The sequence below is a fragment of the Sphingobacteriales bacterium genome, from assembly GCA_016700115.1.
GTDB lineage: Bacteria > Bacteroidota > Bacteroidia > Chitinophagales > UBA2359 > UBA2359.
Window position 1 is genome coordinate 2,930,487 of the sequence record CP064999.1, and the last position, 24,888, is coordinate 2,955,374.

Annotated in this window: 13 protein-coding genes and 1 pseudogene; 4 read left to right on the forward strand and 10 right to left on the reverse strand. The window is 43.3% G+C overall.

What is annotated here, in order from left to right:
• Window positions 1–139: 139 nt before the first annotated feature.
• Window positions 140–7,450: a PKD domain-containing protein gene (locus IPM47_10550; protein QQS31320.1), complete on the reverse strand. Its 7,311-nt coding sequence runs from the start codon at window positions 7,448–7,450 to the stop codon at window positions 140–142.
• 529 nt (window positions 7,451–7,979) lie between these two features.
• The gene (locus IPM47_10555) at window positions 7,980–8,948 is read right to left on the reverse strand and encodes a hypothetical protein (GenBank protein QQS31321.1); all 969 of its coding nucleotides are present in this window, start codon (window positions 8,946–8,948) and stop codon (window positions 7,980–7,982) included.
• 76 nt (window positions 8,949–9,024) lie between these two features.
• On the opposite strand from IPM47_10555, the gene IPM47_10560 reads away from it, so the two are divergent.
• A complete protein-coding gene (locus IPM47_10560; protein QQS31322.1) occupies window positions 9,025–9,420 on the forward strand; it encodes a hypothetical protein in 396 nt (131 codons plus the stop codon).
• A 484-nt stretch (window positions 9,421–9,904) separates the two neighbouring features.
• On the forward strand, window positions 9,905–10,261 hold the full coding sequence (locus IPM47_10565) for an MmcQ/YjbR family DNA-binding protein (GenBank protein ID QQS31323.1): 357 nt from the start codon (window positions 9,905–9,907) through the stop codon (window positions 10,259–10,261).
• Window positions 10,262–10,276: 15 nt separating this feature from the next.
• On the opposite strand, the gene IPM47_10570 is transcribed toward IPM47_10565, so the two are convergent.
• From IPM47_10570 to IPM47_10600, 7 genes are all read right to left on the reverse strand, one after another.
• The gene (locus IPM47_10570) at window positions 10,277–12,358 is read right to left on the reverse strand and encodes a thioredoxin domain-containing protein (GenBank protein QQS31324.1); all 2,082 of its coding nucleotides are present in this window, start codon (window positions 12,356–12,358) and stop codon (window positions 10,277–10,279) included.
• Between the two features lie 204 nt (window positions 12,359–12,562).
• On the reverse strand, window positions 12,563–13,345 hold the full coding sequence (locus IPM47_10575) for a uroporphyrinogen-III synthase (GenBank protein QQS31325.1): 783 nt from the start codon (window positions 13,343–13,345) through the stop codon (window positions 12,563–12,565).
• Between the two features lie 42 nt (window positions 13,346–13,387).
• On the reverse strand, window positions 13,388–14,425 hold the full coding sequence (locus tag IPM47_10580) for a DUF4271 domain-containing protein (GenBank protein ID QQS31326.1): 1,038 nt from the start codon (window positions 14,423–14,425) through the stop codon (window positions 13,388–13,390).
• A gap of 157 nt (window positions 14,426–14,582) precedes the next feature.
• Window positions 14,583–15,377, reverse strand: a complete 795-nt coding sequence (locus IPM47_10585) for a hypothetical protein (GenBank protein QQS31327.1) — start codon at window positions 15,375–15,377, stop codon at window positions 14,583–14,585.
• 158 nt (window positions 15,378–15,535) lie between these two features.
• Complete coding sequence (gene xseA, locus IPM47_10590; GenBank protein QQS31328.1) at window positions 15,536–16,762, reverse strand: exodeoxyribonuclease VII large subunit; 1,227 nt, start codon at window positions 16,760–16,762, stop codon at window positions 15,536–15,538.
• Window positions 16,763–16,851: 89 nt separating this feature from the next.
• Window positions 16,852–17,346, reverse strand: coding sequence for a DUF1761 domain-containing protein (locus tag IPM47_10595; GenBank protein ID QQS31329.1), 495 nt, complete (start codon window positions 17,344–17,346; stop codon window positions 16,852–16,854).
• 232 nt (window positions 17,347–17,578) lie between these two features.
• Window positions 17,579–19,930 carry a CotH kinase family protein gene (locus IPM47_10600; GenBank protein QQS31330.1) on the reverse strand — a complete coding sequence of 784 codons (2,352 nt, stop codon included), beginning with the start codon at window positions 19,928–19,930 and terminating at the stop codon, window positions 17,579–17,581.
• A gap of 153 nt (window positions 19,931–20,083) precedes the next feature.
• Here IPM47_10600 and IPM47_10605 point away from each other — a divergent pair, with 153 nt between their 5' ends.
• Together IPM47_10605 and IPM47_10610 are read left to right on the forward strand one after the other, a co-directional pair.
• The gene (locus tag IPM47_10605; GenBank protein ID QQS31443.1) at window positions 20,084–21,289 is read left to right on the forward strand and encodes an acetyl-CoA C-acetyltransferase; all 1,206 of its coding nucleotides are present in this window, start codon (window positions 20,084–20,086) and stop codon (window positions 21,287–21,289) included.
• A 79-nt stretch (window positions 21,290–21,368) separates the two neighbouring features.
• Window positions 21,369–23,504, forward strand: coding sequence for an enoyl-CoA hydratase/isomerase family protein (locus tag IPM47_10610; GenBank protein ID QQS31331.1), 2,136 nt, complete (start codon window positions 21,369–21,371; stop codon window positions 23,502–23,504).
• A 628-nt stretch (window positions 23,505–24,132) separates the two neighbouring features.
• Here IPM47_10610 and IPM47_10615 read toward each other — a convergent pair.
• Window positions 24,133–24,378, reverse strand: a pseudogene (locus IPM47_10615) (hypothetical protein).
• Window positions 24,379–24,888: the final 510 nt, after the last annotated feature.

Below are 24,888 nucleotides of genomic sequence, written 5' to 3' on the forward strand. Positions count from 1 at the left end.
GATTGATGAAAAAGTAGGTATTTTTTTGAATGTTGAGCTGCATGTAACTGGATTTGCCTGCCTTGTGGAACCTGCGCCTGAATGACGGGTATTACCTAAGTGTTTGGTTATTGTTACGAGTCGGTAAAGTCTTTCATGTTTATCGTATCAGCGTAACATTCCCTTTCAGGTTTTCTTCTGTTCCGTCCTTGTAGCGGACATTTGCTATATAATTATATACCCCAAGTTCGGCATCTTTTCCGTGATAGCGGCCATCCCAGCCTTGGCTGATGTCGGATGTATAACCACCGTCATAGACTTTTTGCCCCATACGGTTCCAAACCGATAACCGGTAGCTTTCTATATTGTATCCGGCAACTCGGAAGATGTTGTTGATGGCATCGCCGTTAGGAGAGAAAGCATTGGGTATGAGCATACGGTTGGGCATTCGGACATCTATGTCAATGCTTGCCGAAGCTGTGCAGCCAAATATATCAGTAACAAGTACGGTATAAGTGGTTGGATCGAGGGGGTAAAATGTGCAGATGCTGTCCTGACAGGCGAAGGGAAGGCCGCCTGCCGTCCATTCGTAAGTCAGACTGCCCCAAAGTCCGAACGCGTTCACGCTTAATGTTACCGGTTCTCCGTATTGAACCAGGAGTAAATCGGCGGACAGGGTTGCGCCGATGCTTTCCGTCAAACAGATGTATTGTTCAGTCATGCAACTCACCACAGTTGTATTACCTGCTCCGCAATTTTCCGAAGCGGAAACGGTGAAGCTGAAAGTATATTCGGTATCGGGAGCTAAACCGGTAAAGGTGTAATCTAATACATCGGGTAACAGGGCGATTGGTGTATTGCCATTCAGACTGATTTCATAACCCGTTGCACCGCTCACTGTTTCCCAAGCGATGACAATTTCATTTTCTGTCGCGCTCAGACAGGTGAGGACAGGCGTTGTTATCAACTCACTGACATTTGCCGTAGCGGAAGCCGTGCAACCGAGCGCATCGGTAACGGTTACGCCGTAACTTCCCGCACCGATATTGGTAAGGGAGGCATCGGCACTAAAGTTGCTCCAAAGATAGGTATAGGGGGGCTGTCCGTCAGATATGTTCAGACTGATGCCGCCGTTGGTTTCTCCGCAATCGGCATCGGTAATAATGGTAACTGCGGAGAGGGTACTTTGTGCACAAGGGTCGGGCAGGGTAGTGCAGGTTATTTGTGCGGGTTCACTATTAATACAGGTCGGTAACATAAGTACGTTAAGAGTAAACGTATAATCGGTATCGGTAGCTAAACCGGTAAAGGTGTAGTCTATTACGTCGGGTAACAGGGCGATAGGGGTATTGCCGTTCAGACTGATTTCATAACCTATTGCCCCGATGACCATTTCCCAAGCGATGACAATTTCAGTTTGTGTCGCGCTCAGACAGATGAGGACAGGCATTGTTATCAACTCACTGACATTTGCAATAGCGGATACAGTACAACCGAGCGCATCGGTAACGGTAACGCTGTAACTCCCTGCGCCGATATTGGTAAGAGAGGCATCGGCACTAAAATCATTCCATAGATAAGTATAGGGAGGCTGTCCATCCGATATGTTCAGACTGATGCTGCCGTTGGTTTCTCCACAATCGGCATCGGCAATAATGGTAACTGCGGATAGGGTACTTTGTGCGCAAGGGTCGGGCAGGGTAGTGCAGGTTACTTGGACAGGCTGACCATTGTTGCAAGATGGCGGCGCAAGTACCAATAGGGATATCGTGTATTCAGTATCGGGAGCTAAACCGGTAAAGGTGTAGTCTATTACATCGGGTAACAAGGCGATTGGGGTATCGCCATTCAGACTGATTTCATAACCCGTTGCCCCGATGACCATTTCCCAAGTGATGACAATTTCAGTTTCTGTCGCGCTCAGACAGGTAAGTACAGGAGTTGTTATCAACTCACTGACATTTGCAATAGCGGAAGCAGTGCAACCGAGCGCATCGGTAACGGTAACGGCGTAACTTCCCGCACCGATATTAGTAAGGTTGGCATCGGTGCTAAAATCGTTCCATAGATAAGTATAGGGAGGCTGTCCATCTGATATGTTCAGACTGATGCTGCCGTTGGTTTCTCCACAATCGGCATCGGTAATAATGGTAACTGCGGAGAGGGTACTTTGTGCGCAAGGGTCGGGCAGGGTAGTGCAGGTTACTTGAGCAGGCAGACCATTGTTGCAAGACGGAGGTGCAAGTGCCAATAGGATTATCGTGTAATCGGTATCGGGAGATAAACCTGTAAAGGTGTAATCTAATATATCGGGAGTTAAGGTGATAGGTACATCACCATCCAGACTGATTTCATAACCCGTTGCGCCGATGGCCGTTTCCCAGTAAACCGTCAATTCGTTATTTGAAACATTCAGGCAGTTTAGGGTTGAAGCATCAATGGGTAGTCCGGCAATGGTGAAACTTGCCGTTACTGAGCATCCTCCTGCATCGGTAACAGTGAGGTCGTAAACACCGACAGGCAGGTTAAAGCGGTCTTCGTCAGTTGACATATCTGACCACATAAACTGATAAGGTGGAGAAACGCCGGATACGGTGATTTGAATCATGCCGTCGGAATCCCCACAGGCGGCATCGGTTACGGAATCGGTAGTGATGTTCAAAATTTCAGCACCAAAAACAGTGATGGTTTCGCAATAGGTTTCAGAGCAAACATCGGCATCGGCGGCAGTATTGATCGTTGTCAAACATACATTGTAGTTGCCCGAAAAACTGTAAACATGGATAGGGTTGGGAATACTTGACGTGTTTCCGTCTCCGAAATTCCATTCATATTCTAATGTTCCATTTCCGTCCGACAGAGAGGTGAACAAAACTTCCGTGCAGTTATTTTCAAAGATAAAAGAAGAACTGACAATGCAATCCAAACAATCCAAGAGGTTGAGGCTGATGACATCCGAAGTGTCCTTACATCCCCAGACGGTTGTGATTTGAAGTTGGTAATCGCCGGACTGAGGCGGCACAAACTCGTTGGAAGTTGCACCTGCAACGGGCAAACCGTTAAGCAACCATTGATAACCGGTATAGATATTGGGCACCATGAAAGTATCGAGTTCACAAAAATCGTAACAACCTACCGGAATGGCAGACATATCTCCACCGCTATTGACCAGAACGGTTTTGCTGTTCGCTGCGACACATCCGTCTGCATTGGTTACCGAAACGGTATAGGTGCCGGGAGAGTCAACAGTAATGATGTTTCCTACATGTCCGGTATTCCATACAAAATTGCTGAGGGATAAATGAGTTGCCGTCAAACCAACACTTTCTCCTTCACAAATATGCAAATATGGTGACAAATAAGAGGAGTATGGATAAATATGTGGCGGATTGATATTGCTGCGTTGCAGATTTACCACGTCAGAAACATTAAAACACCCGCTTTCCGGATCTGTTACGGTTACATGCAGATTTATTCCCGAAGCAGGAATACCTGAATGATGAATGGTGACGGACGGGCTATTCATGCCGTTACTCCAAGAATATAGATAACTCGGACCGGCATCGGCATTTAATGTAACAGATGTTCCCGGACAAAGCACAAGCGAACTGATGTTGGGAGAAATGACCGCCGGTGGCAGAGGCTCAATATTAACCGGTGCAGATGGTGTGGTAAACTGGCATCCGTTGGACTGAGTAACCGTAACGTTATAAATTCCGGATTGCCAAACACTGATACTGCCGCTCGTCATTGCATTCGACCATTGATAAGTAGCACCCGTTGGGGCGGTGAGTGTGATGGTTTCCCATCCGCAAGCAGTGGGAGGACTCAGCGAAATCGTACCGGAGTTTACGGGCAATACTTCAATGGTTTGAACGCCGGAATTGGTACAACCTATATTGTCAGTAACGGTCATGTTGACGTTATATGTTCCGGCCGTAAGATAACTCTGTTCGGGAAATTGGGTTGAAACGGCGGCTCCGTTGCCGAAAGTCCAGTCCCATAAGATGGCATCGGGGTTGACAGCAGGGGTAAATGCCGCCGGAGTTCCCTCGCATACGGTAGCAGGAGTTGTAAACGTGGCATCGGGTAAATCTTTGACCGTTACCGTTTTGGTGATGCTGCTGTTGCAAACTCCGTCGCCGATGGTCAGGGTTACATTATAGTCTCCGGGGGCTGCATAGAGATGTTCGGGGTTGGTTTCGGTGCTGTTAGTTCCATCTCCAAACTCCCAGAACCAGGTAGTTATAACTGTAGTTGGTATATGTACCGAATAGTCAATAAACTGAGTAGGAGTATTAAAGCAAAAAGGAGCGGTTTCAAAACCGGCTTTATGACGGATAAACACCGGCTCGGTACCCACTAAAGCACAAGCCAACGGAACAGTAGGCGGAACGCTCGGATAGTTTGCAAAAATACGTGCTAAATAATACCCGGGTTGATTGTAAACATGGGTTTGAGGGGCTGTGTCGGGAACGGTAACGATGGGACTGCCATCGCCAAAATCCCAGGAATATCCATAGGGAGTAGCTGTTGAATTGTTGGTAAAATCTATCGTATTGCAATCCGAAGTTGGCAGAGCGGTCAAAGAAACCACAGTTCCCGGAGCAACATAACAAATACTTGGGCCGGGGCCAGGAGGGACACAGTCGTAACAAATGGGACAACCCGGGCAATCTGGAGGAGGAGGGCTTCCGATGCCGCAATTCATTTGAATAATACTCACGTTGTTGGACAGATTTTGACAACCGTTGCTGTCCGTTACCAGAACACTATAAGAGGTACTACTCACCGAATTTGTACCGGTATGAGTGATGATGGGCGTATTGTTGCCGACTGGAATATTATTAACCAACCATTCATGTATAAATCCCTCGCCCACTAAGGCATTGATGTTCACATTTTGCGGGTTATTGGTGCAGAAAGTATTTTCACCCTCTACATAAATATAGGCATCGGGCAAGGGAACACTTTGTATGCTATAGGTCCCGATAGTCTGACATCCGTTGGAGTCGGTAACGGTAACAATATAATTGCCGCTGTTAGTAATCGTAACTGTATTGCCGGTTACTGCCGGGTTATTCCATTGATAAGCGGAATAAGTATCGGGCAAAACACTCAATTGAACGCTGCTTCCCGCACATAAGATGCCCGATTGAACAATGACAGGTGTGATAGTTTGGAAAATGGTGATGCCGGTTTGAGCCGATATACCGCAGGCAGAAACAGTAAGCAGGGCATCGGGAATTCCCGAATTCCACTGAACCTCGATGATATTGCTTCCCTGGCCGCCGATGACGCTGCCTGCTTCGGGCGGGCTGATTGTCCAGACATAATCAATATCGTCTAGTAAAGGAGTTGCGGTATAGGATGCTTTTTCACCTGCACAGATTTGGTCTGTTCCGGTAATTTGAAGATTTTGCAACGGAACAGCGACCAAACTACCCGGTTCCGACTCGCAAAAAGGTTCATTTATGCTTTGTGCAACTACGGAAATATTATACTCATCGAATCCCGGCTGCCAGACAATATTTTTTGAAGTCCCGTTACCGGATGCAGGAGTTCCTCCTGTAACCGTCCAAAGATAAATGAGTCCTGTTACCGGGGCAGCAATTTGATAGGAATAACCATTTCCGGAACAAACCAAAAGGTTGCCGGTAACAACAGGAATTGCCGGAAGCGGCGTAATATTTGTCTGGAACTGCTGAGGGTAATTGCAGTAGTCTGCTATATTAACAGGCATTGCCGTAACGGTAAAACTTCCGTCATCACCTGCTTCCACAACAACGCTGTTCACATTGGTACTGTTTCCCACAATACTTGCATTGCCCGATACCGTCCAGTTATGCACTCCTATGGAAGCGGAACAGGTTATCTGGCTGCCGGCACATACATTTTCCGTTCCGTTAATCTGATATTTGAGATTGACCTCTACCGGTAATTCGTTGACAGAGGTACAATCGAGCAGGAAACTGCTCATGCCGACCCTGACCACTCCATCCGAAATCCAGTTGATGCCTGCCTGATTAAAACTCTGCCAGACAATTTCACCGGCTGAGGGCGGAACAATGCTCCAGTTATAAGTTACTCCTCCATATTGCGGAACACTGTATAAGGCATAATCGCCCTGACAAACCAAAGCCGGCCCTTCAATTTGATGATTGTTGCTGATAACGGGGACAAGGATGCTGCCTGTTGGGTCGCAAACCGTGCTGCCGTCACAGTCACCGATAGTCAGTTCAACGGTTCCTTCGGGAATATCGTCCCAGACAACGGTAATCCCGGCAGTGTTTTGACCGGCTATAATGTTCCCTCCCGTAACTGTCCAGTTGTAATTATCGCAAACGGCAGAGGTGGTATAGGTTTCTTCTTCGCCCGGGCAAACCAACGAGGCACAGGTTATATCGGGGGCAATGCCTTGTTCTATAACAACAGTCCTTATTAAAGTATCGGCATCTGTGCAGCCTTCGGCATAGAGTGTTACGGTATAAGTTCCGGCGTTTTGGTAAATATAAGTAGGGTTGAAAAGCGTGGAAGTATTGGTCAGAGAGGTTGGTTCGCCAAAATCCCAGTTGACTTGCAGGTTGCTTTCGGAAGCAGTAAACTGTATGTTTTGCCCGGTGCAGGCATACAAAACGTCTGCATTTCCGATGGAGGTATTAAAGGCGGCATCTGCCGAAAAGGGTAAGTTTATATTGACAATCGGTGCCGGTGTTGAACAGCCGCCGTCCACAGTTTGCACCTGATAATTGCCCGGGCATAAACCGCCTAAAACAAAAGGCCCTGACAGGGTAGTTCCTGAACCCAAACCATTTCCGGTAACAAGATAACTATTGTCTTGTGAAACCCCGATACTCCCGTTGCATAAACCGCAGGTAGCCGGTTCTGTTTGAACCGGAATATTCCCCTCAGCGCCGATGCTTAAAGAATTGGTACAACCATTTGAGTCAGTTACTGTAACGGTATAGGTAGTAGGTGTACTCGGTGAAGTCGTAATAGATTGGGTGGTACTTCCTGTATTCCATAAATAATTATAACTGGAAAATCCTCCTGAACCATAAGCCGTGAGGGTATAAGTGGTTGGATACGGGGTATCGCAATAAATAACAGGGTCTGATTCTATGGTAATGTTTACTATCGGCTCGACATCAAAACATTCCGACACATAACATCCGTTTACGTCCGTAACAGTAACACAGTAAGTGCCGACAGGAAATCCTGTTGCAATTGGAGAGTTAAGAGTAAGATCGTGCGACCAACTATATGTATAAGGTAATGTACCGTTTGCTGCATTGACACTGATACTGCCCAAATATTCTTGAGATGGTGTCCAATAGTTACCGCATGCATTGGTAATATCGGCAGAAACGATAACCGGACTCGAATCAGGGTCGCAGGGGTTGGGCTGTGCATGAACTATGATAGCAATAAAGCAGCAAAGAGAGAGGGTAAGGAGTAAACTTTTAATCATAATAAAATAGTTTTGCGATTTGGTGAGAACCAAAACTTGTCATTTGGATAGGTAGAAGTATATATATATTTCAAGTAAAGCCACCATTTATTGATAGAAATGTCGGTTTTTTTCAATATTGAGTTGTAAGATAGGGTATTTTTCAAGTTTTTGCACCATTTCAAGGCTTCTGATTAAGAGGACTTATTACCTTTATCTTGTCGGTTCGGCTAATTTGAATTAACTCTGAATAGATGTTTGCCATGTTATACCAACTATAATTTCATTCTGCACCATCAAATACTGACAAACTTCTTTAAATTCCCCTCCTTTCCCTACTTGAGGGGTGCAGGGGGGTGCCGGTTTAGGGGTGGGTTCTTTTAGATAGTGAAATGGTATAACCAACGTCATCCACTATATAATACCAACTATAGTTTCATTCTGAACCATCAAATACTGACAAACTTCTTTAAATTCCCCTCCCTGGAGGAGTTAGGGGTGGGTTCTTTAGATAGTGAAATGGGTTAACTACCCACGAGATTTCGAAATATTATTCCAGATACGTAACTTCATATCTTCCTGTTGCTTCTGACGAAAGGTTAAGCACATTAATAAAGGTATGTGTTTCGTCATAATCGCCGAGCATTTCTACGGTTTTGATTTGAGATTCTCCGGGTGCTAAGGTAATGCCGGATTCATCGGGTATTTCGGTAGCGGTTTGGCAAAGTCCGAAACGCAGCGTAGTATCTCCTGTATTTTTAAAATTAAAAGGAGTTTCGGCAACAAAACCTCCGGAAATCACCTTTACCACACTCGAAGCCGGAACTGTGCCGGTTACCGGATTTGTAGATGAGGAAGCCCTGTGGCCAAGATAACGCTGATATTTCCCGAAATTGTCAAAGTAAATTAATTTGCCTGCACGGCGGATCCGGCTCAAAGTTGACCAAATACTGTTTAACATTTTTATGCGGCTTTCCGTACCAACGGGGCGGGTTCCTTTTTTGGATTCCTGAGCAATGTTAAAGGTCTGTATTTCTTCGGCCAGTGTTTTAATTTCGGCTATCCGGGCATTGGTACAACCTACTGCATTCAGTTCGGTGGCATACTTGAACGATGTTTTATGTGCATTGAATAAAAATTGAATGAAACTTGCCTGCGAACGGTTTTTCTTTTCGTAATCGTTATAGCCAAATTGATTCCAGATAGTTTGTTCATTCACAAAAGCATTTTCAATAAAATACTTTAACTGCTGATAAGCACGACGACCGGCTTCCATCGCTTCTTCAACGGTTCTTGTTGATTCTGTCAGTTCGTCTATAATAATATCATCATCCGGTATTTCCTCCACAGCGTCAATTTCTGCCAGAAAATCGTCTGCAAACGGGTCGTCCATAGTCGCATCAAAAGCTACCATGTCAACTTTGTCGGTTTCAAAATAGCTGTGCGTCAACCGGGCTTCTTCCAGCATATCCGCATCAGATAATCCAAATTTCCTGATTTCTTTTTTTGGTATGGTCATAATGTTTGATTTTAAAGGTTTATGTACAATATTGGTATCTAAATATTCTCAGCAGGATGCAAAAAGCACTGTGGCCGTGTTGAAGGTCATTGTGGCCGTGTTGAAGGGTGTTGTGGCCGTGTTGAAGGTCATTGTGGCCGTGTTGAAGGGTGTTGTGGCCGTGTTGAAGGTCATTGTGGCCGTGTTGAAGGGTGTTGTGGCCGTGTTGAAGGGTGTTGTGGCCGTGTTGAAGGTCATTGTGGCCGTGTTGAAGGTCATTGTGGCCGTGTTGAAGGGTATCGTGGCCGTGTTGAAGGGTATCGTGGCCGGCGACAGACTGCTTCAACACGGCCACCGGGGGTTTCAACACGGCCACCAGGGGTTTCAAAGCGGCCACCGGGGGTTTCAAAGCATCAGAAACCATGTTTTTTTGGGGCAAAGAAGTATCAAAGCCGGAACAGGGGGGCTTTTTTGTGGTGTAAGGGGCTATTGATTTGATGGTTTGATGCATAAAAACATCGGTAAGGGGTTGCAAAACGCATCCGAAGGGTTAAAAAAGGAGGAATTCGGGTTAAAAAATTCCGGGTTGAGATATTATTATAATAATCATGGCTAAAAATACAAATTTTTTAACTATCCAAGCTTTTTTGGGAAAAAAATTTGAGGAAGGGGGTATTTTTTTTCGGAAAGGGGGGGATTAAGAAATTCAATTACGCGGATGAGGTTCACCGGGTTTTTGGTTCCACAGAGGTTCGGGGAGTTTTTGGGTGTCCGGAGTTTTCTTTTTATACCAACTCTAATTTAATTTTGCACCATCAAATACTGACAAACGTCTTTAAATTCCCCTCCTTTCCCTACTTGAGGGGTGCAGGGGGGGGGCGGATTAGGGGTGGGTTCTTTTAGATAGTGAAGAGGTATTACCTGGCCTACGCCATTCGTTAATCCCAAAATTGTCCATCTAAAATCGTCAATTGAAAATGGATTTAGAAATTTTGCGCTTGTATTGCATCGGGAAGCCTGCCGTTACGGAGGGCTTCCCTTTCGACGAAACCACCTTAGTTTTTAAGGTGATGGGGAAAATGTTTGCTTTACTCTCTTTGGATTCAATGCCATCACAAATTAACCTGAAATGCGACCCTGAAAAAGCTTTGGAACTTCGGGCAGAATATCCCGCCATTCTGCCGGGATACCACATGAACAAATCGCATTGGAACACCTTGATTTTGGACGGCTCCATTCCCCGGCAATTGGTCTTTGATTTGATAGACCATTCCTACCGGTTGGTTTTTGACGGGCTGCCTAAAAAAGTGCGGGAGCAGGTAAAGGATGAATAAACAAGAAACCGGAGTTTATTCCAACATCAGTTCAAGGGCTTCTTCAATAGTTTCTACCGGGCGTTGGCATGAATTGTTTTTGCAAACATAAATCAGGGTTTTCCCTTCAATAAAGCGATTTTGCAATAAACTGTAAGGGCTGTTGTCGTCTGTAGTTGCCATGACAACAATATTGGGATGGTAGTATTTGCCTATTTGAAGTGCTAAGTTAACAGCATTTAGGCCAATTACAGCAACCTCATAAGAAGGTGAAATAAATTGCAAAGCAGCAAAAGCCCAACGGGAAAAAGAAGTCGGATATTTCAGCATGGAAGTTTCAATAGCTTTAACCATATACGCCGATTGTTCTACATATTCCTGTTGGTCAAGTATTATTCCAAGTTGTTTCAAATTGACTGCCATTGTGGCATTGCCCGATGGGATTGCACTGTCGTAAAATTCCTTTTTACGCACGATAACATCAGTCTGGAATTTTGGTGTATAGAAAAAAATATGAGAATTGGGGTCGGTGAAACTATCTTGAACAAACTTCAAATAAGTGTTAGCGAGCCGTGGAAGTTTTTCGTCAAAGGTAATGGCATAAACAGCGAGTATTGCCTCAATTAAAAAAGCATAATCGTCCAAAAATGCGGGATATTGAGCTTTCCCATCTTTATAAGTGTGGAATAATGCAGGTGTGTTGGAGGCATCTGAGAATTTTTCTAAAAGGAATTTCAGGTTTTTCAAAGCGGCATCTCTATAGGATTCGTTTCCGATTGCCAGAAATGCTTTCGCATAAGCTGTGGTCATTAAAGCATTCCAACCCAAAATGATTTTATCGTCCAATGCAGGTTTTACCCTTTCCTGACGTTTTGCCAACAACATACGCTTGCAGCGGCGAAACAGGTTTTTTAATTGTTCTACGCTATAACCTGTTTTGTCAGAAAAATTTTTTATAGTGAAACAACGATGGAGTATATTTTTCCTTTCCCAGTTGCCATTTGCAGAAACACCGTAAAAAGCATTAAATACTGCCGATTCGTCTTGAAGGATTTGGTCAATTTCGGCTTTATCCCATACATAATACTTTCCTTCAACTCCTTCAGAATCTGCATCATAGGAGGAATAAAATCCTCCTTCAAGCGAAGTCATTTCACTTGCTATAAATTCAAGCGTTTCCTCTATGGTCTCTTTGTATTTGGTATGATGAGTTAGTTTAAACGCATCTGCCAACACATCAATCAGCAGGGCGTTATCATACAACATTTTCTCAAAATGAGGAACTAACCATTGGTTGTCAACAGAATACCTTGCAAAGCCGCCGCCTAATTGGTCGTATATTCCTCCATCACACATTTTGTCGAGAGAAAATAAAGCATGTTGCAGCGGGGTTTTGTCATTTGTTAAATGGTAGTAAAACAATAACCATTGTAAATTCATGGTGCCCGGAAATTTAGGGGCTGCTCCAAAACCTCCGTTTTCTTTGTCAAAACGCTGCTTAAATCTTACAAACAGGGTTTCGGCAAAGCCGGCTTCAAATAGTTGGTCAACTTCAATTTCTGGCAAAGATGATTCAAAAACAGACTTATCCTGTGCCATGATGTGGTAAGTCAGTTGATTGGCTTGCGCTTCTACTTCCTGTCGTTTTTCAGAAAAAGTTCGAACGATACTTTTCAAAAGACTGAGCCAATCCGGTTTGCCATATCCGGGATTGGGTGGATAATAGGTTCCCCCATAAAAAGGTCTTCCATCAGGCAGCAGAAAGCAATTCAAGGGCCATCCGCCACTGCCTGAAATTATAGTCAGTGCTTCCATGTAAATATTGTCCAAATCAGGTCTTTCTTCTCTATCCACCTTGATATTGACAAAATGCTCATTCATATAGGAAGCAACCTCTTCATTTTCAAAAGATTCCCGTTCCATTACATGACACCAGTGACAGGCGGCATACCCAATGCTAATCAATATTGGCTTATCTTCCTGCTTTGCTTTGTCAAGCGCTTCGGTTGACCATGGATACCAGTTAACTGGATTATGAGCATGTTGTAATAGATAAGGGCTTAACTCATTGACCAAGCGGTTGGTATGTTTTGGCTCAAGGTTGTTATCGTTTTTCATGATATTTTATTAAGCATGAGATAAAGCTACAAATCAGGGTTACATGAAAGTAGATCATGAATTTGTTAGTAGCGAGGAGTTTTCGAATTTCAGACATGAAAATAGCTTTCTCCACAATAAGAATTATGAAGAGGCGAGAATTTTGGAAAAGTTAAAGTAAAAAAATGACTCAGGCAGATTGGGAAAACAGCTCAACGGGCATTGTTAAGCATTATTTGCCAAATAATTGTCAATAGCTTGAGTAATAGAAGTAATGCCGGGAGCGGGTGCTTGAAAATCAAGGCGAAAACCCGAATCGGTTACGGTTTGAGCGGTCAAAGGGCCGAAAGCGCCAATAACCAAATCCCCCTGTTTAAGTCCGGGAAAATTTTCAATCAGGGATTTAATTCCGATAGGGCTAAAGAAAATAACCATATCAAATGAATGAATATCCAAACCGCTCAAATCTTCGGCAACAGTTTCAAACATGATAGCCGGTGCAAAATTGTAGTTTTCGTCTTTTAGATAGATTTCAATATTGTCTTTCCGGTCGGCTGCACAAGGGAAAAGAAATTTTTCAGTTTTCCGGTGTTTTTTTAACAATTCTTTCAGCCCGTCAATAGAGCTGGTTTTATCAAAAAAGACTTTTCTTTTCCGGTACAGAATAAATTTTTGCAAATAAAGAGCGATGGATTCAGAAACGCAGAAGTATTTGGTGTTTTGAGACATTTTAATTTTCATCTCATCACAAAGCCTGAAAAAATGATTGACTGCGTTGCGACTTGTAAAAATTACGGAAGTAAATTCGTTTGGAACAATCCTGCTTTTGCGAAAATCTTTGGCTAATAACCCTTGTACTTTTATAAAGGGCCGATAAGTTATGCTGACATCATATTTGTCTATGAGGGCATGGTAAGGTGTTTTTACCCCTGCTTCTGGTTCCGGTTGCGAGACTAAGATGTTTTTGATTTTTTTATGCCCACTTTGATTGACAGTTGGTATGGTCATGCTGTCCGCAAATGTTTTAGGGGTGAATAGGGATTGTTGGGTTTAAGCAAGGTACTTAGTTGCAACTTTTATGATCACTAATACAGGTGCTATTTCGAGGGCACAAAGGTACAAAAAAAAATGAAACTTATACTGCCAAATAAACTCTTTAACAATGGAAACTCCGCGATAGAATAAAAAACCTATAAAGAGAAAGAGAATTACTAAGGACAGATATAGCGAGGCAGATTGAACCCAATAACTTCCAAAAGCAAGAAACAGCAAAACCGGAAACAAAAAAAAGCAAAAGACAATGTTGAGCAATTTGGTATTGAACAGGAAGAAGTTGATGGATTCTGACAGGGGTAAAATAAATGCTAAAAATAGAAGAACTAAACGATGAAAGAAAAGATAGGCACCTACCCCTATGATTAAACCTGAAAGCAGTAAAAAATCATTAGTTTGAGTTAGCAAATCAAAAAATGTAACAGCGAGATAAACAAACAATCCTAAAACACAGATTGGCAGAAAAAACAGCAATATGTTTAGGGTTAGGTTTGTGTGGTTAAAATCTTTATAAAATTGCCTTGCTATGTAAATATTGAATGCTGATTCTCTCAGTTTATTCATATAATTGGTATAGGTATTTAACAAAAAGGCATAAAGAAATGCAATCCCCAAAAATATATAAAACAAAAATGTCTTTGATTCAGGGGCTTTGCGGATTGGCTGTATGTTGTAGGTAGTTTTTATATCAGCGTCTGTAAATTCCGGTAAATTTTTAACCTGATACCATAGCTGTGGTGGTGAAACCGGGATAGTTTGGCTTTTTGTTAGGGAATCGGCAGATATATTAAATTCCCCGGTTGAAGGTGATTTTTCAACAAAAGGGATTATAGTATCCTTGATTTCTGACAAAGTCTGTTCATAAAGAAAACGAAGGGTAGCGATACGAATTAAATAAGGATAGACAATCGTATCTACTGCAATTTGTTGTACCGGATTTATATAGCAGGTTGAATCAGTAAAGAAAGTTGTGGTGTCGGTTGGAAGAGTAGAAGGCTGCCCGTTAACCCAACTGAAAGATAGTAGCAGGCACAAGAAAACGGTGTATTTTGAAAACATCCTTCTTTTTAATATTAATGTCAGAAGCCTAAAGGCGTAAGCAAAAATCCTGCAAAGTTAATTGAATTTTACCTGTAAAATCTAACTGACTGATTGCATCAGTTGTGTAAGTTAAGAAACTAACCGTTGCAAATTAGCTTTCCGGTTTGTTGCGGTTAAACACTCTGAGCATCATTCGTATATCTTCCAACTGCTCTTTGAGTTCCTGTTGTTCTTTGTATAGCCATCCTACGGCGGCTATCAATAAAACTAAAATAATTGTCGAAATAATTGAAGCTAAACTACTGCTGTTTCCACCGGATTCGGCAGAGTTGGTATCTTGAACTTTTGAGTCCTTTGAAGATTTTGTTTCTTTAGGTTTTACCTCTTTTTTCTCTTCGGTTTTAGGTTCTGTTTTAGGTGTTCGGTTGTTGGCTTTTTCCCCGCCATAAGTTTTTTTTCCTATGCTTATTAAGGCACTGTTAACAATATTCGTTAGCTCCTGATCCAGCATATCACTGTTTTTGTCATAATCGCGGCATACGGAGTTTGTTGGTTTTGCATATTTATTACATATTCCTTCAAAACTCTCTTTTGAAAAAGCTGAAAGTTCATCTAAATTGCTTTCAAAGACGAGGTATTCACTTGGGTTGTCTATTTTAGTTTTGTACTGATTGATTCGAGAAGTGATGTTCAATATTTCCTGTTTATAACCTTTGGTTTGGTTTTCTATAATTTTATTTGTTTCGCGGTTAATAACTTCATAAGTACAGGCAGTGATATTTTTTGCAAGAGATGCCCGCTCAAAACTGATGAGCATTTTTTTAGCTAATGCACAATTGATGTCATCAACCGCTTTTTTATAAGTATCAACCTGTTCCTGAGCAATCAGAGATGAGTAAAACAGAAAGATTGATAATAACAGGGTAAGCAGAGAAAGATACCGCATAGCAGTTTTGTGTTTTGAAACCTTTAAAATATAGAAACTGAGGTTTTGGTAAAAGTACTAATTTCTGTGGTAAAAATAACACATTCTTCAATTTTAACAATACTTATTGTTCAAATAAACAAAACCAAAACCTGAATAAAGGCAATATGTTGGAAGCATTAGTCTATCCTGCTCTGAATAATTCCGTCCGAGAGTTCGGTGCTTAGGTATTCACCTTTTTCAAGATTTTGAATACTTTTTATTGCCTTCCCTTTGTAACGGGTGATGGTAAATCCTTTTTTCAACAGGCCTTCCACATTAACTAATTTCAGGGCTTTTCCCATATAATCAAGCCGGTTTTGGTGGAACTGTATTTTATTTTTAACAATGCGGTTCAATGAGATTTCATGGGTATTGATCAAACTGTTTTGTAAATTTAACTTTTGTTTGACCATGTTTTGAATCCTGTTGATGGCAGTTTGCAGCCTGAAATGATGATTTTGTATAAGAGCAAGGCTGTTCTTTTCTATATCGCCAAACAGGTTTATCAACTTGCTTTCAAAAGTCAGAAACGAGTTAAGGATAAACTCGGCAACTGCAGTAGGGGTTTTAAGTGCTGTATGTGCTACCAAATCGGCGACACTTTCGTCTTGAAGATGGCCAATCCCTGTCAGGACTGGTAGCGGAAAAGTGGCTATTGCTACCGCAATTTGATAACTGTTAAAGGCTTCAAGGTCTAATTTACTTCCTCCTCCTCTCGTGATGACAACGGCATCAAATCGCTCGCTTTGCCCGGCAATGGCCTGTAATTGTGCAATTAATTCCTGTTCTACACCATCCCCTTGCATTAAAGACGGGAACAACGTAGTGTGAATGTTGAATTTGTAAGGGTTATGGACAAGTTGATTGATAAAATCACCATATCCTGCTGCAGTTGATGAAGAAATAACCGCAATTCTTTGCAAGACAGTGGGTAAAGTTAATCTTCTATTTCTCCCGATATGTCCTTCTTCGTTTAGTTTGTTTATGGTCGCCAATCGCCTTAACTCCAACTCTCCCATTGTTGCAGAGGCATCTAAGTCGGAGATAATAATCTTAAGCCCGTATAGTTCGTGAAAATCTACAGTGCCTTGAATCAGTACTTTATTGCCCGATTTGAGCAAAAGATTCAGGTCATTACCAAATTTGTGGCGCAAGATACCATAAGAGGATGCCCATATAACAGCGTTTGATTTTGCCGTTATTTTGTCATTAGACTTTTCAACCAAATCGAGATACCAATGGCCTCCTGAACCGGCCATTTTAATAGAAGATATTTCAGCAAGCACCCAAATTTCAGGCGCAATGTTATCTGACAACGTCTCTTTAATCTGCCTGTTTAACGATGCAAGAGTTATATAATTCATCGGGGGCTTCTTTGGTCTTTCCGTTAGTTAAACTTATATGCTGTTTGGAACGAATTGCAAAATCCAAGCAAAGCAGGTTTCATTTTTAATTATGCCCATTGGCTTAAAATTCCCCCCATTAACATCAGGCAAACAGTCCAGTAGCCGGCATGTAAAAATACATATTTCCAACCTCTTCGTTCAAATAACGAGTTGATGGTAATAATGGGTAAAGCAAACATGATGGCTGCCAATAAACCATGTAAAACTCCATGTTTAAACGTGCGGAAATTTTGTCCGAAAGCATCCAAAAAGTTTTTGACCATCATACTTGCTTCAGAATTGGGGTCTTTCATATCCGGATTGTCAGCCACAATCGAATGAATATGAATTTGATGAATACACAACGAAGCGGTTGGTGCCAAGAGAAAGAAACTCATAAGCAGGGTGATGCCAAAAATCATGGGCATATTAGCTCCTTTTGCGTGTTCAGGGGTAAAACCGTTTACCTCCATCCAAAGAGTTCCAAACACCTTTGGGTTATACCAAATCATACCAACGAATAAGGGCACCAATCCGGCTGCTGCAATTGCTAAATAATTCATAATCAGTGTTTAAAATACAGAAAAAATGTTTGTAATTGGGTTGATTGCTTTTGCCTTTCAATAAAATTATCCAAAGATGAAAACAAAAACTGCACAATATATGCAATCGGTAATAATTTGTGTTTTTGGCTGCACAAGATTTTAAGCAAAAAAAACAAGAGGTTGTCTCAAATGACAACCTCTTGCATATAAAATAATAAGTAAAATATTAAAGCAGAGGAAAAATGTTTACCTATTGAATCATCAACTTATGGACTTCGTTTCCAATTTTAACCAAATACAGCCCGGGTTTAAATGATTGCAGGTTGATTTCTTTAGAGCCTGTAAATTCTGACTGATACAGGATTTGACCTGTCAGGTTGAAGATTTTGAGCGACTGTTGTTGGTTTTCAGGAAAACTTACATGAACAATGTTTCGGGCGGGATTTGGATAAATCAAGGTACTCGCCCATTCGTTTGGTGATTGTAACCCTACCTGAACCAGGTTGTTATTCGCTGCAAAAGTTGGAGTTTGAATGACGAAATCACCGGTTCCATTTGGAACACGCGCAAAACCCATGTCTGCTTGTTGCGCTCCAAATATGACTTCTTCGGCTATGTTCAGGTCAGGATGAACCAGATACAGGGTTTCACCTTCTGATGATAGTTTAAAATTGGCATGCAAATCGCCCTGACTTCCGTTTTCATCACACCAGACAATGAGGTATCCTCCGGCAGGGATGACGGTTCCGTTGGCAAATGTCCATTTAGTCAGGTCATTCGCGTTATCGGTCAGATGCCAACCGGTCAAATCAATTTCAGTATCTGCGTTATTGTAAAGCTCCAACCAATCATCGTACTCACCGTTTGGATCGGTGATGGTAACGGAGTTAGAAGCCATAATTTCATTGATGGTAACAGGTGCCGGAACATAGGCGGACAAATTGACCCGGTAAACAAAGACATCATGCTCTGCACCGACCGGCATAAACGTTGAAGTTTTTGCCGTATTATTTGCTCGGGCTTCTATATAAAACCGTACCAGCGTTCCGTTTGGAAATCCTGGAATATCGGCTGTATAGATGCCATCGCCTGCTGCTGAGTCGTTGTTCAGGCCGTCGTCAAACATTGGTATTCTTTCAAAAGCACCTACATAACCGGTTGCAAAGTAGAGCCAAACGGAATTTACGCCTACAGTTCCGCTGACTGCTGCCGTAACTTTTGCTGCTTCATTGGCATTGGGAGGTAAATAACTGATGCCGTTGGTTTCAAACATCACTTCACCAATGGTTGCGCCGGTAACATTTACTTCAGTATTAGCATTCAGGTTGGTTCTTCGTTGTTGAATGAAGTTTTTCAGCACGTTTTTTTCATTCTGAAAAGCGGTAAAAGAGTATAGTTTTTTGGGATCGTTTTCGACCAAATTGCTGATTTGGGCATAGTAGGCATCAATCTGTGCGTCGGCCTGTGTTTGGTTGAGGCTGTTTTCAATAATTGTTCGGAGATGGGCGAGATATCGCTGACGGAATTCGGGTACAGCCAACAAGCGGTTTAGCAGGGCAAATTTTACGTCGTCGGCATGGTAAAAAGGACTCCATGAAGCATTGTTTACTTTCATGCAGGTATTGCCGTCATATTCCTGCGGAACAATCCTGCCGGTTTCAGGTTCATAATACACATAGTAATCCATTCCGCCTTTATGGGCATAGCCGTCATCGTCTGAGAAAATGATTTCGGACGCTAAAAACCAAAGGGTGCGGTCAATATCCAAAGTATATTTCAGGGTTTCGGGCAAATCGGTTAAAGGGGGATTATTCAATTCGTAGCAGGTATTTACCAAATCATCCCAGGGATTGGGTTTGTGTGCTTTTTTCAGGACATAATAGCCTTTATAGACCGTCGTGTCCCATCCTAACCAGTTTATTGAAGAAAAGCCGGCACCAAATCCGCCTCCGGGGCCACCCGGACCTCCGCTTGCAGTTTTCAACGCCCTCCAGTTAGTGCCTTCATTGCTCATAAACCATTCGGGATAAAAATCGCCGTTGAGTTGTTGGATATTGGGATAGATGCCCCAGTTTTGGCCGTTAATAAACAACTGTACATAATTGGCCTTGGCGCAAGGGATATGGTTGCGGTTTTGATGGTAGTAAAATACCTCGCGGATAAAGGAGGCATCGTCAAAGCAATTGTTCAGGTTAAAGGTTTTATAACCCCCATAGTTCTGGTCGGCATTGTTGAAATCGAGGCTGATATTGAACGATTTTTTTTGAGAGGAGGTCGTGTTCATATAAGAGGTCTGGCCTTTAAAGCGAACACCGACCGGAAAGGGGAGGGTATAACCATTGATAGTCAGGGTTGCGGCAAGATCGGTGCCTGAAGAATAATTGGCAACCAACAGGTTCCAGTAATTGGTTTGTTCAAAGGTCAGTTCAAAGGTGTTGATGACTGATTCATCATAGAATCCGGTTGATGGAACTCCTCCGGTTGTCAGTCTAAGTCCATCGTCAGAAAACCGCATTTGCTGGGGCAGGCTCTGAGCTGAGAGATGAGTCAGAACGGGTAACAAAAAGAACAAGCAGGTAAAGAGGAATTTAATGTTGGTCATGTTGTTAAAAAAGGTTGAAAATGATAGATTTTACGCCGTATAGCAAAGGTACGGGATTTCTGTATTCTAAGTTTAGACCGCTTAGAATCAATTTTATTCCACAAAACCACAATTTAGAATTATTTTCGCCGCCAAACAAAAATCAATACGGTGATTAGAGATGCCTATATTTTTGATGCCATCAGAACCCCACGCGGTCGTGGTAAAAAAAACGGTGCTTTGTATGAGGTAAAACCCATCGAGCTGCTTGCTGTATTATATCGCGAACTTGAGCACAGGTTTGGGTTTGATACTTCGGAAGTGGATGATGTGGTGTTGGGATGTGTAACCCCTATTGGGGAGCAAGGGGCAGATATTGCAAAGACTTCGGTGTTGTATGCCGGTTGGAGTCAGAAGATTGGGGGGATGCAGTTAAACCGGTTTTGTGCTTCCGGTTTGGAAGCCATCAACCTTGCGGCGATGAAAATCCGTTCGGGCTGGGAAGATTTGGTGGTTGCGGGCGGAATAGAGTCTATGTCCCGAATTCCGATGGGAAGTGACGGCGGGGCGTGGATGACCGATCCGGAAGTAAATCGCCGCCTGGGGTTTGTTCCTCAAGGCATCAGCGCAGATTTGATTGCTACCCGTGAGGGCTTTACCCGACAAATGTTGGATGCTTATGCGCTTCAATCCCAACAACGTGCCGCTCATGCTTCTTTGAATGGTTATTTCAAAAATTCGATCGTACCGGTTTTTGACCATAACGGACTTTTGATACTTGGACGGGATGAATACATAAGACCGGATACAACTTTAGAAGCACTTGCATCCTTACCGCCTTCTTTTACCATGGTTGGTGAGCTTGGCTTTGATGCCGTTGCCATGCTGCGTTACCCGGAGGTAGAATTTATTCACCACGTTCATACAGCCGGCAATTCTTCCGGCATAGTGGATGGGGCTGCTCTGGCTTTGATTGGAAGTAAAAACAAAGGGTTGGAGTTGGGACTAACTCCAAGAGCAAAAATTGTCGCAACCGCAGTGGTTGCCGATGAACCTACCATTATGCTGCAAGGCCCTGTGCCATCAGCGCTTAAAGCCCTCAAAAAAGCAGGCATGAACTCCAGAGATATTGACCTTTGGGAAATGAATGAGGCTTTTGCTGCTGCGGTTCTGAAGTTTCAAAGGGATTTGAACATTCCGGACGAATGTCTGAACGTCAACGGCGGAGCAATTGCTTTAGGACATCCTCTTGGGGCTACGGGTGCCATGCTTGTTGGAACGGTTTTGGATGAATTGGAGCGCCGCAACCTGCAAACTGCCTTGATTACCCTTTGTGTCGGCGGAGGGATGGGTGTCGCAACTATCATTGAGAGGGTTTAACGACCTGCACTTTTCATTTTTCGTTTAAATACCGGAAGATTTCAGTTTTACCTTGATTATTTAACCTATTCCCAGAAACATGTTAAACTGCGATATTTTACCCGAGCATATAGCTATCCTCACCTTAGACCATCCGGTTAAACCGGCCAATATCATCAATGCCGAGTTTGCCGGCGCTTTTTACAAAACCTTGCAAATGCTGAAACAACACCAACAGCTACAGGGAATTATCATTACCTCTGCCAAAACTACCTTTATGGCCGGGGGCGATCTGGAATATCTGTACGGGCTGAGGCACGAACCGGAAGCCATTTTTAAGGAAGCGCAGGAACTAAAAGCCCTGTTCAGGCTTTTGGAAACCCTGGGTGTTCCGGTGGTTGCCGCCATCAACGGGTCGGCTTTGGGCGGAGGGTACGAACTCGCTTTGGCCTGCCACTACCGGATTTGCCTGAACGACGAACGGATCCGAATCGGTTTGCCCGAAGTCAGTCTGGGTTTGTTGCCCGGGGCGGGAGGGGTTGTCAAAACGGTTTATCTGACCGGTCTTCAGGCTGCCTTGCCTTTGCTGATGGAAGGGAGAAAACTCAAACCTAAAGATGCCCTTAAGCAGGGATTGATACATGCGATTGCGGAGAATATGGAGGAGCTAATGAAACAAGCGGTTGACTGGATTAAAGAAAATCGCCAAGCCCGGCAACCCTGGGACATAGCCGGAACTAAGATTCCGGGAGGAGATGCCAAACATCCGAAAGTAGCACAAATGCTGGCAGTCGCGCCGGCTATGTTGACTCAAAAAACGTTTAACAACTATCCTGCCCCGCAGGCGATTTTGAATGTTGCTGTTGAAGCCGCTACGGTTGATTTTGAAACAGCCTGCCGAATAGAGTCACGTTGTTTTACCCAATTATTGAACGGACAGGTCGCCGAAAACATGATTCAAGCCTTTTGGTTTCAGTTGAATGCAATCACAAGGGGGAGCAGCAGACCGGCTCAGTTTCCGCAACACAAAATCAGGAAAGCCGGCATTTTGGGGGCCGGAATGATGGGGGCGGGGATTGCTTATGTTTCGGCATTTGCAGGAATTGAAGTAGTACTGAAGGATGTTAACATTGAAACGGCTGCCAAAGGCAAGGACTATACGGCGAAGCTGCTCACCAAACAGGTAGTACAATCAAAAATTTCACCTGAGCAAAAGGACGAAATACTGTCGAGAATTTTACCCACCGACAAGGCAGAGGATTTGAAAGATTGCGACCTGATTATCGAAGCCGTGTTTGAAAACCGCGAATTAAAAGCCGCAGTTACCCGCGAGGCAGAATTGCAAATTTCCCCGGAAACGGTCTTTGCGTCCAACACTTCGACTTTGCCCATCACCGGTTTAGCGGAACAGTCCTCACGACCCGGTCAGTTTATCGGGCTTCATTTCTTTTCACCGGTGGACAAAATGCAGTTGGTGGAAATCATTTTGGGAACCCAATCATCGCCCGAAACCCTTGCGAAAGCCTTTGATTTTGTGTTGCAAATCAAAAAAACGCCGATTGTGGTCAACGACAGCCGGGGGTTTTACACTTCGCGAGTTTTTGCAACTTATGTGATGGAAGGGGTAACGATGTTGGCCGAGGGGCAGCATCCAAGACGCATCGAATCGGCAGGGTTGCAGGCGGGAATGCCGGTTGCTCCGCTTGCTTTGTTGGATGAAGTTTCACTTTCTTTAGTGTTCGACATCCGCGAACAAACCCGGAAGGATATAGAATCGGCCGGATTGGAATATGAAAAGACAAGCGCCTATTATTTGCTTGAAAAAATGGTGAGAACGCTCGGAAGAACCGGAAAAAAATCGGGACAGGGCTTCTATGATTACCCCGTAACGGGCAAAAAACACCTTTGGCCGGATTTGACTGCACATTTTCCGACCAACTCAACGCCTTTACCCATGGAAGAAATGAAGGAAAGATTGTTGTTTGTTCAGAGCATAGAAACCGTTCGTTGTCTGGAGGAAAATGTGGTGATGAACATCGCCGATGCAAATATCGGCAGCATTCTGGGATGGGGTTTTGCGCCGTTTCAAGGCGGCACGCTGCAATATATCAATGCTTACGGCATTAAAAAATTTACTCTCCGGGCAAAACAGTTTGAAGCGCGGTATGGCAAACGGTTTACCCCACCCGCGTTGCTGCTGCAAATGGCGGAGAAAGGGGAAGGTTTTAAACAATAGTCTGTTAAACTTCAGCCCTTAAACCCAAATCCGGCGGGATTCGCTTGATTCATCGGTAAAATACCGGTAAATGCCGGGCTGAACAGCGTCCGGCTGGCAGACCTGTAAGGAATTCAAAACCTTACAGGTCTCAAACAAGGGCTGCACCATGAACAATTCTCTCTGCATAGTGAACAATTCTCTCCACACAGCGAAGTTTTCTCTCTGTATAGCGAAGTTTTCTCTCTGCACAGTGAAGAATTAAGGCTAACTATTGAACTGCTAATTTAACAGAGGTGGTTTTTGTCGAAATAGTTGAGTATGCAGCATCAATCGTTTAGCGTACAGCCTCAATAGTTTAGTATGCAACCTGAAAAGTTAAGTGTGCAGCCTGAAGAAATGAGTGGGCAGACAGAAAAGTTGGGTGTGCAGCCTTTGCGCAAGACTTAGAAAGTCTGTCAGACAGTATAGGTCTGTCAGAAAATGCCTTAACATTCTTTGCCGTAAACAAAGCAGGCTTACGGATTGCGCTGAATTATGGATAAATTTGGTAGTTAACCTTGTTTTGGGCAATAACAGCCCAAAAAGTTAAAAGGTTATGGTTCTAAAACCGGCATCAGGCAATCGGGTTGTTTGTCTAAAATTCAGGTTAGCTGTTTTTAGATGCCAAAGTTTTAGCCTGTTCCACCCAATTGTCCCTGATGATGCGTCCGGGGAAAAATTCGATAGCTTCGGTTACTTTTGCAATATCTTCGGGGGTAAAATTACCGATTTGACGAAAGGTATAAATGCCCAAAGCATTGAGTTTGCGCTCAATATAGGGTCCAATGCCGCTAATCAGTTTCAGATCGTCTTTTTCTTTTTCTGTTGCAATGCCAATTCGCTCAAAGTTGATCAATCCCATTTTTTGGCGAATGGCTTCTAATTTTTTTTCGTCTTCGGCTAATTCTGAAGCGGTTGCCTTATATTTTTTCCGGCAATCGTCCAAATCTCGTTTTAACCGGATATTATGGTCTTCTTTATCTGCCAATTGTGTGTTAAGCAGGGTTATTTTTTGTTCTAATTCTACTTTACCCATTTCCAGATCGCCCACCTGAACCGAAAGCGCATGTACCAAAGATTCCAAATCGGCAGATACCGAACTGTTATCAGATGCAGAACCTACCTCCACCGATGCTCCTCCGTTTCCGCCGGGTTGTAGCGACAATGATTTGTTCATCAAGGTTAATTGTTCGTTGTCGGATTTTGCCGCAGCAAGTTTTAATTCCAAAGCATCCACTTCTGCCCGAAGTTGGTTTGAACTGTTCAGCAAAGCATTGTATCGCTCTTCAAGGGCATCGTAATGTGCCGACAAATCGCTGTTTTTTTTGGTAATTTGGTGAAGGGATTCCTTAGTTTCTTGTAA